The 15,284-nt window shown below is 72.5% G+C and carries 13 protein-coding genes; 9 read left to right on the top strand and 4 right to left on the bottom strand.

From position 1 onward, the window contains the following. The first annotated feature begins 151 nt into the window (after positions 1-151). Genes AC3RJ6_RS11270 through mscL form a run of 3 tightly spaced genes read left to right on the top strand, consistent with a single transcriptional unit; the run spans position 152 to position 1,544 of the window. Positions 152-730, top strand: coding sequence for a 5-formyltetrahydrofolate cyclo-ligase (locus AC3RJ6_RS11270; RefSeq protein ID WP_491427136.1), 579 nt, complete (start codon positions 152-154; stop codon positions 728-730). A gap of 35 nt (positions 731-765) precedes the next feature. Further along, positions 766-1,065, top strand: coding sequence for an FmdB family zinc ribbon protein (locus AC3RJ6_RS11265; RefSeq protein ID WP_491427135.1), 300 nt, complete (start codon positions 766-768; stop codon positions 1,063-1,065). A 50-nt stretch (positions 1,066-1,115) separates the two neighbouring features. Next, positions 1,116-1,544 (top strand): large conductance mechanosensitive channel protein MscL, encoded by a 429-nt coding sequence (mscL, locus tag AC3RJ6_RS11260; protein ID WP_491427134.1) that lies wholly within the window; start codon positions 1,116-1,118, stop codon positions 1,542-1,544. Positions 1,545-1,547: 3 nt separating this feature from the next. Here the strand turns inward: mscL and AC3RJ6_RS11255 are convergent, their stop codons facing one another. Beyond that, positions 1,548-1,790 (bottom strand): hypothetical protein, encoded by a 243-nt coding sequence (locus AC3RJ6_RS11255; protein ID WP_491427133.1) that lies wholly within the window; start codon positions 1,788-1,790, stop codon positions 1,548-1,550. Continuing rightward, positions 1,787-5,575, bottom strand: a complete 3,789-nt coding sequence (locus tag AC3RJ6_RS11250; protein WP_491427132.1) for an AAA family ATPase — start codon at positions 5,573-5,575, stop codon at positions 1,787-1,789. The genes AC3RJ6_RS11255 and AC3RJ6_RS11250 overlap by 4 nt, the downstream gene beginning before the upstream one ends. A 107-nt stretch (positions 5,576-5,682) precedes the next feature. Between AC3RJ6_RS11250 and AC3RJ6_RS11245 the strand changes: the two genes are divergently transcribed. The 3 genes from AC3RJ6_RS11245 to AC3RJ6_RS11235 are packed head-to-tail and all read left to right on the top strand — an operon-like array spanning position 5,683 to position 8,031. Then, the gene (locus AC3RJ6_RS11245) at positions 5,683-7,413 is read left to right on the top strand and encodes an FAD-dependent oxidoreductase (RefSeq protein ID WP_491427131.1); all 1,731 of its coding nucleotides are present in this window, start codon (positions 5,683-5,685) and stop codon (positions 7,411-7,413) included. Positions 7,414-7,438: 25 nt separating this feature from the next. Then, entirely contained in the window at positions 7,439-7,747 is a 309-nt protein-coding gene (locus tag AC3RJ6_RS11240; RefSeq protein ID WP_491427130.1) for a rhodanese-like domain-containing protein, read from the top strand. Then, a complete protein-coding gene (locus AC3RJ6_RS11235; protein WP_491427129.1) occupies positions 7,744-8,031 on the top strand; it encodes a metal-sensitive transcriptional regulator in 288 nt (95 codons plus the stop codon). Before AC3RJ6_RS11240 ends, AC3RJ6_RS11235 begins: the two co-directional genes overlap by 4 nt. A gap of 246 nt (positions 8,032-8,277) precedes the next feature. Here the strand turns inward: AC3RJ6_RS11235 and ald are convergent, their stop codons facing one another. After that, positions 8,278-9,375 carry an alanine dehydrogenase gene (ald, locus tag AC3RJ6_RS11230; RefSeq protein ID WP_491427128.1) on the bottom strand — a complete coding sequence of 366 codons (1,098 nt, stop codon included), beginning with the start codon at positions 9,373-9,375 and terminating at the stop codon, positions 8,278-8,280. A gap of 146 nt (positions 9,376-9,521) precedes the next feature. Here ald and AC3RJ6_RS11225 point away from each other — a divergent pair, with 146 nt between their 5' ends. After that, the gene (locus tag AC3RJ6_RS11225) at positions 9,522-10,037 is read left to right on the top strand and encodes an Lrp/AsnC family transcriptional regulator (protein WP_491427127.1); all 516 of its coding nucleotides are present in this window, start codon (positions 9,522-9,524) and stop codon (positions 10,035-10,037) included. 27 nt (positions 10,038-10,064) lie between these two features. Here the strand turns inward: AC3RJ6_RS11225 and AC3RJ6_RS11220 are convergent, their stop codons facing one another. After that, entirely contained in the window at positions 10,065-11,165 is a 1,101-nt protein-coding gene (locus tag AC3RJ6_RS11220) for an ATP-dependent DNA ligase (protein ID WP_491427126.1), read from the bottom strand. Between the two features lie 131 nt (positions 11,166-11,296). On the opposite strand from AC3RJ6_RS11220, the gene AC3RJ6_RS11215 reads away from it, so the two are divergent. Together AC3RJ6_RS11215 and AC3RJ6_RS11210 are read left to right on the top strand one after the other, a co-directional pair. Then, positions 11,297-11,569 (top strand): hypothetical protein, encoded by a 273-nt coding sequence (locus AC3RJ6_RS11215; RefSeq protein WP_491427125.1) that lies wholly within the window; start codon positions 11,297-11,299, stop codon positions 11,567-11,569. A 48-nt stretch (positions 11,570-11,617) separates the two neighbouring features. Then, a complete protein-coding gene (locus tag AC3RJ6_RS11210) occupies positions 11,618-15,013 on the top strand; it encodes a DEAD/DEAH box helicase (protein WP_491427124.1) in 3,396 nt (1,131 codons plus the stop codon). Positions 15,014-15,284 lie beyond the last annotated feature (271 nt).

Genomic DNA, 15,284 nt, shown 5'->3' with positions numbered 1-15,284 from the left:
TCCTTCGGCATCGCCTTCGTCGCCGGAAGGAACCGCGTACCCAGACCAGCAGCCGGAATGACCGCCTTCGTGATGCGTTGAGTCATGCGCTCCAGCGTACCGGCTGGACTCCTTCCCTCCGGCTCCCGGCCGTCCGCCTAGGATGTGTGCCATGCCCGACGATCCCGGTGTCCAGAAGCGCATCCTGCGCGCGGAGCTCCGCGAGCGCCGCCAGAACATGTCGCTCCACGAGCGGACGCACGCGACCGAGGGCTTCACGGCACGGCTCCAGGAGCTCATCGGCTCGACCGGGGCGGAGTCGATCTCGTGCTACCTCTCGATGCCGTCCGAGCCCGACACGCGTCCGTTCGTGAACTGGGCCGAAGGCCGCGGCATCCGAGTGCTCTTCCCGATCACCCGTGAAGACGGCCTGCTCGACTGGACCGTCGGCGAGGACGAGACCGAACGTCTCGGCCCGACGGGCGTGCCCGAGGCCGAGGGCGAGCTGCTGGGGCCGATGGCGATCAACGACGTCGACCTCATCCTCGTGCCGGCCGCCGCGATCGACGCGACCGGCATGCGGCTCGGCTGGGGCCGCGGGTATTTCGACAAGACCCTCGGTTCGATGGGAAAATGTCCTCCGGTGTACGCCGTGGTCTTCGACAGCGAGTTCGTCGAGCACGTGCCGCGCGAGGTGCACGACCAGCCGGTGAACGGCGTCGTGACCCCCACCCGCATCATCGCCTTCTGAGCCGGCGCACCGCCGCGAACCATCGAGAGACCGCAATGCCCACGTATTCCTACCGCTGCACCGAGTGCGGCAACGCCTTCGACATCCACCAGGCCTTCACCGACGACGCACTCACGGTGTGCGAGGTCTGCGGCGGCAAACTGCGCAAGCTCTTCAACACGATCGGCGTGACCTTCAACGGCTCGGGCTTCTACCGCACCGATTCGCGGGCCGGCGGCTCCGGCGGCGCCACGGGCGGGTCGGATGCCTCGTCCTCGACGTCCTCGTCGGGCTCGGGTTCGTCGGGCTCGTCGAAGCCGTCGTCGACCGGCGGCGCCTCCTCGTCCGCCTCCTGAGCCTCGGCTAGCGTGGTGCCCGTCCGTATCGACACCGGAGGGGGAAGGCCGTGATCAAGGGCTTCAAGGAATTCATCATGCGGGGCAACGTCATCGACCTCGCCGTCGCGGTCGTCATCGGCGCGGCGTTCACGGCGGTCGTGAACTCGATCGTCGCGAACATCATCAACCCGCTCATCAGCCTCGTGTTCGACGCAAAGAGCCTCGACGAGGCGCTCGTGCTCACCATCGACGACACGAAGTTCAGCTTCGGCGCCGTCCTCGGCGCGATCATCTCGTTCCTCGCCGTCGCCGCCGTCGTCTACTTCGTGTTCGTCATGCCGATGAACCACTTCAAGGAGCGCGCCGAGGCGAAGCGCAAGGCCGGACAGCCCGACCCCGAGGAGCCCGAGACCGAGCTCACCGTGCTCGCCCAGATCCGCGACCTGCTCGCCGAGCAGGGGTCGGCGGCCGGCCCCGGGCGCCACAGCGACCAGTAGCGGTCAGTCGCGCCGCCAGTGCGGCGGCCGGTCGCGCAGCAGGCGCTCGTCGTCGGGCGACGTCCGCCGCGGCATCCCGGTCGACTCGTCGGGTCCTTCGCCCGCGGCCGGCGCGACCGGCGCCTCGGGCGACGGATCGGAGCCGGGCGCCGGGGTGAGCTTCGCCCGGCGTGCCCGACCGGACGCGCGCTCGACGCGCTGGCGCGGCTCGGGCGCCTCGCCGGTCGCGCCGGTGTCGTCGGTCACGGCCGGACGTCGACCGGACCGGTCGCGGTGTCGTCCGCGACGACCGCGTCGGGCTTGCCGAGCACGCTCGCGACCCGGGCGGCGACCGCGTCGGGATTGCCGAACAGCTCGAAGCTGTGCACGCGCAGGTAGTGCCAGCCGAGCCTCCGCAGCACATCGGGCCGCAGCCGGAGCGATTCGCGCAGGCTCTGTCCCGCGAACGCGTCGTCGGTCTCGACCACGACCGCCTTGCCCGCGTGCGCTGCGGCGAGCGCGAGCCGCCCGCGATAGCCGACGCTCACCCGGATGCCGCGCCGCTCGAGCCGGGCGGCGAGGTCGCGCAGCATCGAGCCCACGTCCATGCGCTCGCCCGAGTCGGCCGCACGCTCCTCGGTCTGCGTGAGCACATTCGCGAGGGCGAGCACGCCGTGGCTCTGCCGCGACTCGTCGATGTCGTCGGGGCGGAAGGCCGAGACGATGTCCATCGAACGGCGGGCACGGGTCATGCCGACGGCGAGGAGCCGGTCGCCGCCGGGCTCTCCGAGCGAGCCGAAGTTCGAGAGCAGGCGGCCGTGCGGGGTGCGGCCGTAGCCGATCGAGAAGATGACGCGGTCGCGGCTCTGGGCGACGGCCTGCTCGAGCGTCAGCACCGTGAACGGCTCGGCACGGTCCTTCAGGATGAAGTCGGAGAGGTCGGTGCGCTTCGCGAACGCGGCGAGCACCGCCTGGTGCACGCGCGCCGCGTGGCGGGTGCTCGCGGTGATGACCATGAGCGACTCGCGCGGCCGCTTGACGGCGTGCTCCATGACGAGCTCGACGACCTTCGCGACCTCCGAGTCGATCGACTCGACCGTGCCGGTCACCGAGTCGGGCAGGCCGTTGCCCGAGACGTAGTGCAGGCCGAGGCTGCCGTGGCCGAGGAAGCTGCCGGCCCACGGCAGCGAGACGATGCGGCCGCCGTAGAAGCGGCGGTTCACGAGTTCGGCGAGGTCCTCGCCGCCGGCGCGGTAACTCCGGGTGAGCGTCAGGGTCGGCAACAGCTCGCCGAGCCGGGCGAGCGCCGAGTCGGCGTGCAGCGCGTCGACGCCGCCGTGCTCGTGCCCGGCGTCGGGGGCCGTCTCGCCGTCGTCGATGCCCGTCTCGAAGAGCGTCGGCGTCTGCGTGACGGGATCGCCGAACGCGACGACCTGCTTGGCCCGGCGGATGGCGCCGAGGTTCTCGGCGATCGTCGTGGCGCCCGCGTCGACGAGCACCACCGTGTCGAACGAGATGCGGTCGTCGACGGCCGACACCTCGTAGGGCGAGGCGAGCCACACGGGGGCGAGCACGCGGAACAGGTTGGGCGTCTCGGTCACGAGCGCCTCGGCGCGCAGGCGATCGCCGCGGAGCAGGCGCCGGAGCACGGCCGCCTCCTCGGGGTGGTCGACGAGCGCGACCTTCCAGTTCTCGGCGAGCCGCCAGGCGAGCAGCGGGCCGGCGGCCGAGGCGTGCGCCTCGTCGACGAGCCGGAAGTCCCCCTCGAGGCGGTCGAGCACGGTCGTGTTCGCCCCGAGCAGCGCCTTCTCGCCCGCGAGGACCTGCTCGAGGACGGACTGCCACCAGGCGAGCTCGAGCTCGTCGGCGACCTTCGGCTCGGGAACGTGGCGCTTGGCGAGGTCGACGAGCAGCGGATCGAGGCCGAGGTCGCGGAGCCGGCCGAGGATCGCGGTGCGCTCCTGCAGGTTCGCGAGCACCTCGGAGTCGGCGGCGAGGCCCGCGAGCGTCGCGACCAGGTCGCGGATCGGCCGGGCGCCGAGCTGGCGCGGCGTGCCGACGAGGTCGAGCGGCGCGTCGAGCGTCGCGAGGTCGCTCGAGACGTGCTGGTAGGCGACGTGGACGTCGTCGAGACCGACGGGCACACCGGGTATCGCACCGGCGTCGGAGTAGCGCTGCCAGAGCGTCCGCTGCTGCTGGATGCCCCGCAGGGCGGCGTTCAGGTCGGTGACGTGCACGCCCGGTCGCACGAACTCGAGCGCGTGGCGCCGCAGGCGCCGGCGGTTCGAGCCCGACATCCCCGACTCGCGCTTGGGCGCGGTGGCGGCGATCAGTTCGCCGAGCGGACGGTCGAAGACCGAGGGCTGGAACCGGTCGAGCGTCTCGCGCACGTCGAGGAGCAGTCGCAGGAAAACGCCGAGCTCGGCCACCGACTCGAACTCGCGGAGCCTCGTCTGCGCGATCAGGGTGCGGCCGCGCTCGAGGAGTCGTGGCACCTCGACGGCGCTCAGCCGCTTGGCGAGCTCGTGGGCGCTCGTCGCCTCGGCCGACGACGTGAACGAGGCGCCGTACCACGGCGAGTCGCCGGGACCGTAGCGGAACTCGCCGAGCTCGGCGGCCCGGGCGAGCTCTCGTGCGACGCCCTCGCGGCCCGTCGCGAGCGCGGTGAGCGCCGCGCGGTCCAGCCGGGCCGTCGTCGACGGCGGCGCGGGCAGTAGGGCGAGCCGGGCCAGCTCCGACAGCGCGTCGAGCACCGACACGTGCAGCTCGGGGTCGGTGCGGGTGAGCGCCGTCCGGTAGTCGAGCAGCACCTTGCGCAGTCGCACGAGCGCATCGTCGACGTCGGCCACGCGCGGGCGCTCGGCCTTCTCGTTGCGCGAGATCGACTGGATGAGCTCGCGGCGGAGACCCGCCGTCGTGACGGCCGCTCCCCCGAGTCCGACCTGGCCGAGCCGGTGCGCGATGCCGTCGAGGCTTGCACGCCGTGCGCCGACCACGAGCACGCGCTTGTCGGCCGCGACGAGGGCGCCGATCGCGTTGACGATGGTCTGGGTGCCGCCCGTGCCGGGCAGGGTCTTCACGACGACGGAGGAGCCCTGCTCGATCTCGGCGATGACCTGCTCCTGCTCGGGGTCGGCATCGAGCAGCAGGGTGTCGGTCGACGGCGGACGCTCGTCCTGCCCGACGGGCTTCGCCCGCTCGCCGCGCGCGGCGGTGACGGCGGCACGCGCGGCCCGGTTGCCCGCGAGCGCGTCGATCACGGGGTGGTCGAGCCGTTCGGCGTCGATCGCCATCTCGGGCCCGACCTCGGCGAAGGACGACACCACGAGACGCGGGGCGACCTGGAACCACGGCAGGTGGCTCGTGAGCCCGCGCAGGCGATCGATCACGGGCTGCGGCTTGAACACGCCGTTCGTGATCGCGAGCGCGACGAACGCGTCGGCGTCGAGGGTGATCTGGAACTGGTCGCGGAGCTCGCGGGCGAGCGCGGGGTTCAGGAACGGCTGGCCCTTGAGCTTCAGCTCGAAGTCCCTGCCGTAGCGGCGGATCGCGAGCGGGCGCAGCAGCACGGGGGCGAGGAACTCCTCGCCGCCGTTGCGCCACGACGCGAGGCCGATCGCGAGGTGCACCGACTCGACGCCGCGGACGCTGCGCAGCTCGATGCCCTTCTGGGTGATCTCGGTCGCCGCGAGCCTGGCGTTGCGCAGCGCGAGCTCGTCACGGATGAGGCTCGACAGGAGCGTCGACTTGCCGGTGATGAACTGCGGCAGGCCGCCCGGGTGCGTCGTCGAGAGCTCGATTCGCGTACGCGGCGTGTCGACGAAGCGCACGAGCGGCGACCGCCCGCCGACCGCGGCGAGCTCGGCGCTCCAGCGGCGCCAGGCGGGTTCGGCGACGTTGCCGGCGACGAGCGCGGGGTCGCCGAGGCTGAGTCCCTCGGGGCGGGTGATGTCGTGTTGCATGGGTTCAGGAGTGAGTTCGTCGGCGGCGGCGTCGGGCTCGTCGCCGAGGATCTCGTCCTCGTCGTCCTGGTTCCGATCGAGCCGCTGCACACGGACACCCTAAGACGAAACGCGCGAAATCCTCGGAGCATCGCCGTACCTGCGGCGTTCAGGCTTCTCCCGGATACCCCAAGGGTATGCATGCTACCGTCGTTCCCGTGCAGCAGAAGCCAGACTCCGCCCCCCGCCGGAACGCTCGACCCCGGACGACCGTCATCGTCGGCGGCGTCGCCGGAGGGATGTCCGCCGCGACGCGGCTCCGACGCCTCGACGAGCAGCGGGAGATCATCGTCCTCGAGCGCAGCGGGGCCGTCTCGTTCGCCAACTGCGGCCTGCCGTACCACGTGTCGGGGGTCATCGCCGAGCGCGACGACCTCGCGCTGCAGACGCCCGATCGGCTGGCCGCGCGCTTCGGCATCGACGCCCGGGTGCGTCACGAGGCGATCGCCGTCGACCGCAGCGCGAAGACCGTCGACGTGCGCGACCTGACGAGCGGCCGTCTGGAGACGATCGCCTACGACGAGCTCGTGCTCGCGACCGGCGCCGCTCCCCGCCGCCCCGACGTCGTCGACGACGGCGCACCGCTGCACGTGCTGCGCACGCTCGACGACCTCGACGACATCATGGCCCGGCTGGGCCGCCTCGACGCGTCGACCCCCGCCGTCGTCATCGGCGGCGGGTACATCGGCATCGAGCTCGCCGACAACCTCGTGCGGCGCGGGGTGCCGACGACCCTCGTGCAGCGCGGCGGGCAGGTGCTCGCCGGGCTCGACCCCGAGATGGCCGCGCCCGTCGCCGATCACCTCGCGAGCCGGGGCATCGGGCTCGAGCTCGGCCGCGACGTGCGCCGGGTCGCGCGCGACCACGTCGACCTCGACGACGGCACCCGGCTCGCGGCCGGCATCGTGTTCGCCGCGATGGGCGTGCATCCCGAGGCGGGCCTCGCCGCCGATGCCGGTCTCGCCATCGGCCCGACGGGCGGCATCGTCGTCGACGACGAGCACCGCACGAGCGACCCGTCGATCTTCGCGGTCGGCGACGTCACCGAGCTCCGCGACGCGGTCGACGGCTCGGCGCGGCTCGCACCCCTCGCCGGGCTCGCGAACCGGCACGGCCGGGCCGTGGCCGACGTCATCGCCGGCACCGCGCGGCGCACCGCGCCCGCGCTCGGCACCGCGATCGTCGACGCCGCAGGGCTCACGGTCGCCTCGACGGGTTGGAGCGAGCGCCGCGCCCGCGAGCGCGGCCTCGCGCACCGCGTCGTGCACTCGCACCCCGCGTCGCACGCCGGCTACTACCCCGGCGCGGCCCCGATGTCGCTCAAGCTCGTTGTCGACGCGGCGAGCGACCGCATCATCGGCGCGCAGGCCGTCGGCACCGACGGGGTCGACAAGCGCATCGACGTGCTCGCCACCGCGATCGCCACGGGTCTCGCGGCATCCGAGCTCGCCGACCTCGAGCTCGCCTACGCCCCGCAGTACGGCCACGCGAAGGACCCGATCAACCAGCTCGGCTACATCGCCGGCAACCTCGCGAGCGGCGAGGACCGCGTCATCCAGTGGCACGAGCTCGAGGCCGAGCTCGCGGGCGGCGCCGTGCTCGTCGACGTGCGGGCCGAGTCGCAGCTCGACGAGGGCCGCATCCCGGGCGCCGTCTGGATCCCCGTCGAGTCGTTGCGCGAGCGTCACGCCGACTTCGCCGGCCGCCGCGTCGTCGTGCACTGCCGCGTCGGCCAGGGCGCGCACACCGCCGCCCGCCTGCTCGCGAGCCTCGGCCACGACGTGGTCAACCTCGACGGCGGCTTCCTCACCTGGCGCGACGGCATGCGCGCCCGCGAGCTCGCCGCAGCCGCGGCATCCAACACCGACGACGGCGACCTCGCCGCCTGACCGACCCGCTGACGAAGGAGCCCAGATGCGATCCCTCTCCCCCGCCGAGGTGCACGCCACCGCCGACGCCTATCTCATCGACGTCCGCGAGGGCACCGAGCTCGAGCAGGCGCGCATCGACGGCGCCCACCACATCCCGCTCGGCGAACTCGTCGCCCGCATCGACGAGGTGCCGCGCGACCGCACCGTCTACGTGCTCTGCCACGTCGGCGGACGCAGTGCCCAGGCGGTCGTCTACCTCGAGCAGCAGGGCTACGACGCCGTGAACGTCGACGGCGGCATCGTCGGCTGGTACCGCGAAGGCCTGCCGGTCGAACTCGGGGGTGCGTCGTGAACGGCACGCCCGAAGAGCAGCGCCGCATCGCGAACCGGCTGAAGCGCGCACGCGGCCAGCTCACCGCGGTCATCGAGGCGATCGAGTCGGGTGCCGACTGCCGTACCGTCGTGACCCGGCTCGCGACGGTCTCGTCGGCCCTCGACAAGGCCGGGTTCGCGATCATCTCGACCGCGATGCGCGAGTGCCTCGCCGACGAGAGCGCTGCGGCGGAGGCCGGCGCCGACGAGCGCGACCGGCTCGACGTCGACGAGCTCGAGAAGCTGTTCCTCAGCCTCGCCTGACGGGAATGACGGAGGCCCCTCCTCGCAGACGCGAGGAGGGGCCTCCGGTCACCACCGGACCGGGAGCGAGCCGGCGGTGACGTTGGTGCACCCCTCGCGGCCGCCTGTGCAGTGGCGGCCGATCGGCTGCGAGGGGTGACGATCACGGTCGTGGATGCCTCGGCCGAGGCATCCACGACTCAGCTGTTCAGCGAGCCGTGTACTCGAGGCCGTGCGCCGCGGCGCCGTGACGCCCCGACTCGTCGGTCAGCGGGCCGAGTACTCGAGGCCGTGCGCCGCGGCAACGGGCTCGTACGTGAGCTTGCCGGCGGTGGCGTTGAGGCCCTTGGCGAGCGCCGGGTCGGCGTCGAGAGCGGCCTCCCAGCCGAGGTCGGCGATCTTGAGCGCGTACGGCAGGGTCGCGTTGATGAGCGCGGGCGCCGAGGTCGCAGGCACCGCGCCGGGCATGTTCGCGACGCAGTAGTAGATCGCGTCGTGCACCTTGAAGGTGGGCTCGGCGTGCGTGGTCGGGCGCGACCCCTCGAAGCAGCCGCCCTGGTCGATGGCGATGTCGACGAGCACGGCGCCCGGCTTCATGGCGGCGACCATCTCGTCGGTGACGACCTTGGGAGCTGCGGCACCGGGGATGAGCACGGCGCCGACGACGAGGTCGGCGGTCTTCAGCGCGCGGGCGATCTCGTACGACGACGAGGCCATGGTCTTGATGCGGCCGTGGTAGCGGCCGTCGATCTCGCGCAGCTTCGGCAGCGAGATGTCGAAGACGGTGACGTCGGCGCCGAGGCCGAGCGCGGTCGCCGCGGCCTGCTCGCCGGCGACGCCGCCGCCGATGACGACGACGTTGGCCGGCGCGGTGCCGGGCACGCCCGCGAGCAGCACGCCGCGGCCGCCCTTCGAGGCGTGCAGCTCTGCGGCTCCGACCTGCGGGGCGAGCCGGCCCGCGACCTCGCTCATCGGGGTGAGCAGCGGCAGCGAGCGGTCGGCGAGCTGCACGGTCTCGTAGGCGATGGCGGTGACGCCCGACTCGAGGATCGCCTTCGTGAGCGGCAGGTCGGCGGCGAGGTGCAGGTAGGTGAAGAGCGTGAGGTCGCTGCGAAGGTAGCCGTACTCGCTCGCGATGGGTTCCTTGACCTTCAGCACGAGTTCGTTCGACCAGGCCTCGGCGGCGGTGGCGACGATCGTCGCACCGGCGTCGGCGTACTCGGCGTCGGTGTAACCCGCGCCGAGGCCGGCACCGGCCTCGATCTGGACCGAGTGGCCGCGCTGCGTGAGCGCGTGCACGCCGGCGGGGTTCATCGCGACGCGGAATTCGTTGTTCTTGATCTCAGCAGGCACGCCGATGCGCATGGGTTGCTCCGTTTTGGCCGATGGCCGAATGGTGTGTGGGGTGTCGCAGATATTGTCGCCGGTTGTTCGCCGTTCCGAAAGAACCACCGTGGATCATTCGGTAGAATCGCTCCTGTCGATTCATTCATGCGAAAGGGAGGCGTGCGATGACCGATGCACCGCAGATCAGCGCTCCGGGCACCGAGCCGGCCGCGGTGTCGCTCGATGCGATCGACCGGCAGATCATCGCCCTCCTGCACGAGAACGCCCGCATCCCGAACGTCGAGCTGGCGCGCGCGGTCGGTGTCTCGCCGTCGACGTGCCTCGCCCGCGTGCGGTCGCTCCGCGAGCGCGGGGTCATCGTGCGCTACACGGCCGAGATCTCCCCGGCGGCGCTCGGCTACCACCTGCAGGCCCTCGTGAGCGTGCGCATCCGCCCCGGGGCGCGGCACCTCATGGAGCAGATCTCCGACGAGCTGCGACGCGAACCCGAGGTCGCGCAGCTCTTCTTCCTCGGCGGCACCGAGGACTTCCTCATCCACGTGCGCGTGCGCGACAGCGATCACGTGCGCCAGTTCGTGCTGAAGAACCTCTCGGCGAACCCCGCCGTCGCCCTCACCGAGACCAACCTCGTGTTCGAGCACCACACCGCGATGTCGGCCGGGCTGCGCACGGTGCTCTGAGGCGTCGAGACGTCGCGGCGCGCCTCGTCACCCGGCGGAGGGGCCGAGCGGCAGGATCTCCGCGAGGTCGAGTCCGTCGGGCGACTCGAGCTGCGCGTACGTGCAGCTCGCGGCCTCCCGGTCGGGCCGCCACCGGCGGAACTGGGCGGTGTGGCGGAACCGGTCGCCCTCCATGTGGTCGTAGGCGACCTCGACGACGCGTTCGGGTCGGACCGGCACGAACGAGAGGTCCTTGCCGGCGCTCCACCGGCTCACCGCTCCGGGCATGCGCGTCGCGCCGGGCCCCGACTGCGCAGCCGCCTGCGCCTCGGCCCACGCCGCCCACGGGTGCGCCGCGAGCTCGTCGTCGCTCGCGACGACGAGCGGCGCGAACTCCTCGACGAGCTCGGCCCGGCGCGCCATCGAGAAGGCGGCCACCACCCCGACGTGGTGCAGCCGGCCGTCGTCGCCGTAGAGCCCGAGCAGCAGCGACCCGACGACGTCGCCCGACTTGTGCCACCGGTACCCGGCGACGACGCAGTCGGCCGTGCGCTCGTGCTTGATCTTGAACATGGCGCGCTTGTCGGGCTGGTACGTGCCGTCGAGCGGCTTCGCGACCACGCCGTCGAGGCCGGCGCCCTCGAACCGGGTGAACCAGTCGCGCGCGACGTCGAGGTCGGCCGTCGCCGGGGTGACGAACACGGGGTCGGATGCCTCGGCCAGCGCCTCCTCGAGCCGTCGGCGCCGCTCGCCGAACGCGGTGCCGGTGAGGTCGTCGTCGCCGAGGGCGAGCAGGTCGAACGCGACGAACGACGCGGGGGTCTCCTCGGCGAGCAGCTTCACCCGGCTCGCCGCCGGATGGATGCGCTGCTGCAGCGCGTCGAAGTCGAGCCTGCCGCCGCGCACGAGCACGATCTCTCCGTCGACGACGCAGCGCTCGGGGAGCTCGCGCCGCAGCGCCTCGACGAGTTCGGGGAAGTACCGGGTCATCGGCTTCTCGTTGCGGCTGCCGAGCTCGACCTCGTCGCCGTCTTTGAACACGATCGTGCGGAAGCCGTCCCACTTGGGCTCGACGTGGCCCACGTCGGGGATCTCCTTCACCGACTTGGCGAGCATGGGCGCGACGGGCGGCATCACCGGGAGGTCCATCCGACCATCCTGCACCCTGCCTCCGACGAGCGGTAGCACCGGTGATGTGAGCGGTCAATCCCTCGCCCGCCCCGGCACCGGCGCGTAGCGTCGGGAGCATCCGGCGGGGATGCCGGGGCGAGGAGCTGACCATGAGTTCGATCGTCGACCGGCCCGTCAATCGTCGGGACCGCGGCCCCGACTTCGTCCTTCCGCCGATCGGCCTGTGGTGGCCGATGCTCGAGGGCACGCTCCGGCGCGAGATCCTGGAGAACCTCGAGGCGCCGCTGCGCGCCGTCGTCGTGCGACGCATCTTCGAGCTCTGCGATCTGGAACCCGGGGTGACGCCGCGCATCGGCGTGCGCCTCGACGAGAACCAGCGCGCGTACATCGCGGGGTGGATGCACGCGGTCGACTGGACCTGAGCACCCGCGAAGGTGCACCCTACGTCGCGGGAATGCGACGATAGACGGATGCCCTCGGATTCATTCCCGCTCGTCGAGGAACTCGCGATCGCCCGACTCGTCGGCCCGCTGAGCCTCAGCCGCGGTCGCACGGTCGAGCGCGCAGGCGCGGTGCGCGACCTCGCCTGGGACGCCTCGGGCTTCCGACTCTCGGCCGACGTCGACGGCACGGCCCCCGACCCGTATCACGTCGAGGTGCGCCTCGACCTGGGCGTCCCCGGCCGGACGACGATCCTGTCGGGGACGTGCACGTGCCCGGTCGCACGCAACTGCAAGCACGTCGCGGCCGTGCTGCTCGCCTCCGGCGAGCGCCACCGCCGCGATGAGGCACCTGCCGTACCCGCGGTCCCCGTCGACCCGACCGAGCCCGAGTGGCGCAGCGCGCTCAACGCGCTCACCGCTCCCGTCGCCCCGGCCGACGGCGCACCGCGTCAGCCGCTCGCCCTGCAGTTCGAACTGCGCGAGCGGGTCGCCCGCCGGGGCTCGCGCCAGGTCGCGCGCGACGAGCCGGCGACGAACGAGGAGGCGGTCGAGCGCCTCGCCGTGCGACCCGTCACGCGCGGGGCGCGCGGCGGCTGGATCAAGGCGAATCTGACCTGGCAGAACGTCGGCTTCCAGGGCCGGGCAGGCGGCTTCGACCCGCGACAGGCCCGCTGGTTCGCCGAGTTCTCGATGCTCAAGGGCACCCGGCATGCGGGCTTCGCCGAGTACGGCTCGGCGTGGATCTCGCTCGACGACTACGAGAGCGCGACGCTCTGGGCCCTGCTCGCGGCGGCGCCGTCGCACGGCATCGAGTTCGTCGGCACGGGCGCGCGCACCGAGATCACGATCGGCGGTGCCGCCGACATCGGCCTCGACGTCCGGCGCGCCGACGCGTCGTCGGCGACCGACGCCGAGCCCGACGACGAGGCCGCCGAGGGGCCGGATGGCCGAGCCGTCGACGGCCAGCCGCCGATCGAGCTCGTCTCGAGCGTGACGATCGACGGCGAACGCCATCCGGCGCGACGCGCCCGCCTCATCGGCGACCACGGCGTCTACGCGTTCGACTTCGCCGCGGGCCGCATCGCGCTCGCCCCGCTCGCCGCCCCGCTCCGGCCTGCGGCGCGAGCCGCGGTCCGGCGTCGCGAGCCCATCGTCGTGCCCGGCGAGGAGGTCGCGGCGTTCACCCGCGAGCAGTACCCCGTGCTCGCACGGTCGCTCCGCATCACGAGCGCCGACCCCGAGGTCGTGCTTCCCGAGCTGCCGCCCGCGACGCTCGTGGCCACGGTCGCGCACGAGCCCGGGCAGGTGCTGCGGGTCGCCTGGGACTGGGAGGCGGACGGCGGCCGACGGCTGCCGTTCGACGTGCCCGACGCCGAGTTCCACGACCCCGCGCGGGAGCGCCGTCCGGCCGCCGAAGCCGCGGCCGTCGCCGCCGGCGACCCTGCCGGCGCGCCGCTCCTCCGCGGCGGCGCGCACGACGAGCGCTCGGGCCCGACCCTGCGACCGGCGACGGTGCTGCGCGGCATCGAGGCCGCCGAGTTCTCGACGCGCGTGCTCCCGGCGCTCCGTCGACTCGAGCGCGTGCGGGTCGACGAGGAGGGCGACGCGCCCGAGTACCGGGAGCTCACCGAACCGCCCCGGCTCGCCGTGACCGCCGTCGAGAGCGAGCGCACCGACTGGTTCGATCTCGGCGTCATCGTCACGGTCGAGGGCAAGAAGGTGCCGTTCGGGCCGCTGTTCCGCGCGCTGTCGCGCGGGCAGCGGAAGCTGCTGCTCGTCGACCACAGCTACCTCTCGCTCGACCACGAGGTGTTCGCGCCCCTGCGGGAGCTCCTCGAGGAGGCCGGCACGCTCGACGAGTGGGAGACCGGCGAACTCGCCATCCACCGCACCCAGACCGCCCTGTGGAGCGAGTTCGAGGATCTCGCCGACGAGTCCGAGGCCGCCGTCTCGTGGCGCGAGACGGTGTCGGGGCTCCGCTCGCTCGACCGCATCGACCCCGTCCCGCCGCCGGCGGGTCTCGCGCTCGAGCTCCGCCCGTACCAGCTTGAGGGATTCCGCTGGCTCGCATTCCTGCACGAGCACCGGCTCGGCGGCATCCTCGCCGACGACATGGGCCTCGGCAAGACCGCGCAGACGCTCGCGCTCATCGCCCACGCACGCGAGCGGGATGCCGCGGAGCCGCCGTTCCTCGTCGTCGCCCCGACCTCGGTCGTGTCGAACTGGGCCCGCGAGGCATCCCGGTTCGTGCCCGGCCTGAAGGTCGCGACCGTCACGGCCACGCAGGCGGCGAGCCGCACGCGGCTCGCCGACGCCGTCGCCGGGGCCGACCTCGTCATCACGAGCTACGCGATCCTGCGCCTCGATGCCGAGGCGTTCGCCGAATCCGAGTGGGCCGGGCTCGTGCTCGACGAGGCGCAGTTCGTCAAGAACGGCAACTCGAAGGCGAACCAGGCGGCGCGCGACATCCGCGCCCCGTTCCGCCTCGCCGTGACCGGCACGCCCGTCGAGAACAACCTCATGGAGCTGTGGGCGCTCATGAAGATCGTCGCGCCGGGGCTCTTCCCCTCTGCGCGCGCGTTCGCCGAGCGCTATCGCCGGCCGATCGAGAACGACCGCAACGCCGAACGCCTCGCGACGCTGCGCCGCCGCATCCGGCCGCTCGTGCTGCGTCGCACGAAGGAGTCGGTCGCGCCCGAGCTGCCCGAGAAGCAGGAGCAGGTGCTCACCGTCGCGCTCGACCCCGCGCACCGCCGCATCTACGACACCTTCCTGCAGCGCGAGCGGCAGAAGCTGCTCGGACTCATCGACGACCTCGACCGCAACCGGTTCACGATCTTCCGATCGCTGACCCTGTTGCGCATGCTGAGCCTCTCGCCGACGCTCATCGACTCCGAGCAGTACGCCGATGTGCCGTCGGCCAAACTCGACGCGCTGTTCGAGCAGCTCGACGAGGTCGTCGCCGAAGGACATCGCGCGCTCGTGTTCAGCCAGTTCACGTCGTTCCTCCACCTGGCGGCGGCACGACTCGACGCGGCCGGGGTGCCGTACGCGTACCTCGACGGCGCGACGAGACGCCGCAGCGAGGTGATCGACCGGTTCCGCACCGGGGACGCGCCCGTGTTCCTCATCAGCCTGAAGGCCGGCGGGTTCGGCCTCAACCTGACCGAGGCCGACTACGTGTTCCTCCTCGACCCGTGGTGGAACCCCGCGAGCGAGGCGCAGGCCGTCGACCGGGCGCACCGCATCGGCCAGTCGAACACCGTCATGGTCTACCGGCTCGTCGCGGAGGACACGATCGAGGAGAAGGTCATGGCGCTCAAGGAGAAGAAGGCCGCCCTCGTCTCGTCGGTCATGGACGACGAAGAACTCTTCTCGACCGCCCTGACCGCGGAGGACCTGCGCGGGCTCATCCAGCCCTGAATGCGGGAGCGGGTGCCGCCGGGCCGGTGAGGGGGATCACCGGCCCGGCCATCGACGGCTCACGCGGGTAGGGTCGCGAATCCGCCGATGGCGCACGCCGGAAGGCACACGCGTCGCAAAGGCGAGGAAGAAGCCAACTGCCCCCGAACTCCTCCCCCGTCGCGCTCCGCGACTGCGGTAACGAGGAGGCGATGAACCCGAATCATCGCCGCCGCCGCACCGCGGAGTACCTCGACCCTATCGAAGTCCCGCCCCCGTACGGGGCGCATGA

Source organism: Agromyces cucurbitae (assembly GCF_058349945.1).
Note: the sequence above shows the minus strand (reverse complement) of the source record. Positions and strands in the feature narration are given on the sequence as shown.

What these genes read in the sequence shown, in the direction of transcription:
- AC3RJ6_RS11215 (WP_491427125.1), top strand. Translation starts at nt 11,297, where the DNA reads ATGAGTTCGATCGTCGACCGGCCCGTCAATCGTCGGGACCGCGGCCCC.
- AC3RJ6_RS11270 (WP_491427136.1), top strand. Translation starts at nt 152, where the DNA reads ATGCCCGACGATCCCGGTGTCCAGAAGCGCATCCTGCGCGCGGAGCTC.
- AC3RJ6_RS11265 (WP_491427135.1), top strand. Translation starts at nt 766, where the DNA reads ATGCCCACGTATTCCTACCGCTGCACCGAGTGCGGCAACGCCTTCGAC.
- AC3RJ6_RS11225 (WP_491427127.1), top strand. Translation starts at nt 9,522, where the DNA reads ATGACCGATGCACCGCAGATCAGCGCTCCGGGCACCGAGCCGGCCGCG.
- ald (WP_491427128.1), bottom strand. Translation starts at nt 9,375, where the DNA reads ATGCGCATCGGCGTGCCTGCTGAGATCAAGAACAACGAATTCCGCGTC.
- AC3RJ6_RS11240 (WP_491427130.1), top strand. Translation starts at nt 7,439, where the DNA reads ATGCGATCCCTCTCCCCCGCCGAGGTGCACGCCACCGCCGACGCCTAT.
- AC3RJ6_RS11210 (WP_491427124.1), top strand. Translation starts at nt 11,618, where the DNA reads ATGCCCTCGGATTCATTCCCGCTCGTCGAGGAACTCGCGATCGCCCGA.
- AC3RJ6_RS11220 (WP_491427126.1), bottom strand. Translation starts at nt 11,165, where the DNA reads ATGGACCTCCCGGTGATGCCGCCCGTCGCGCCCATGCTCGCCAAGTCG.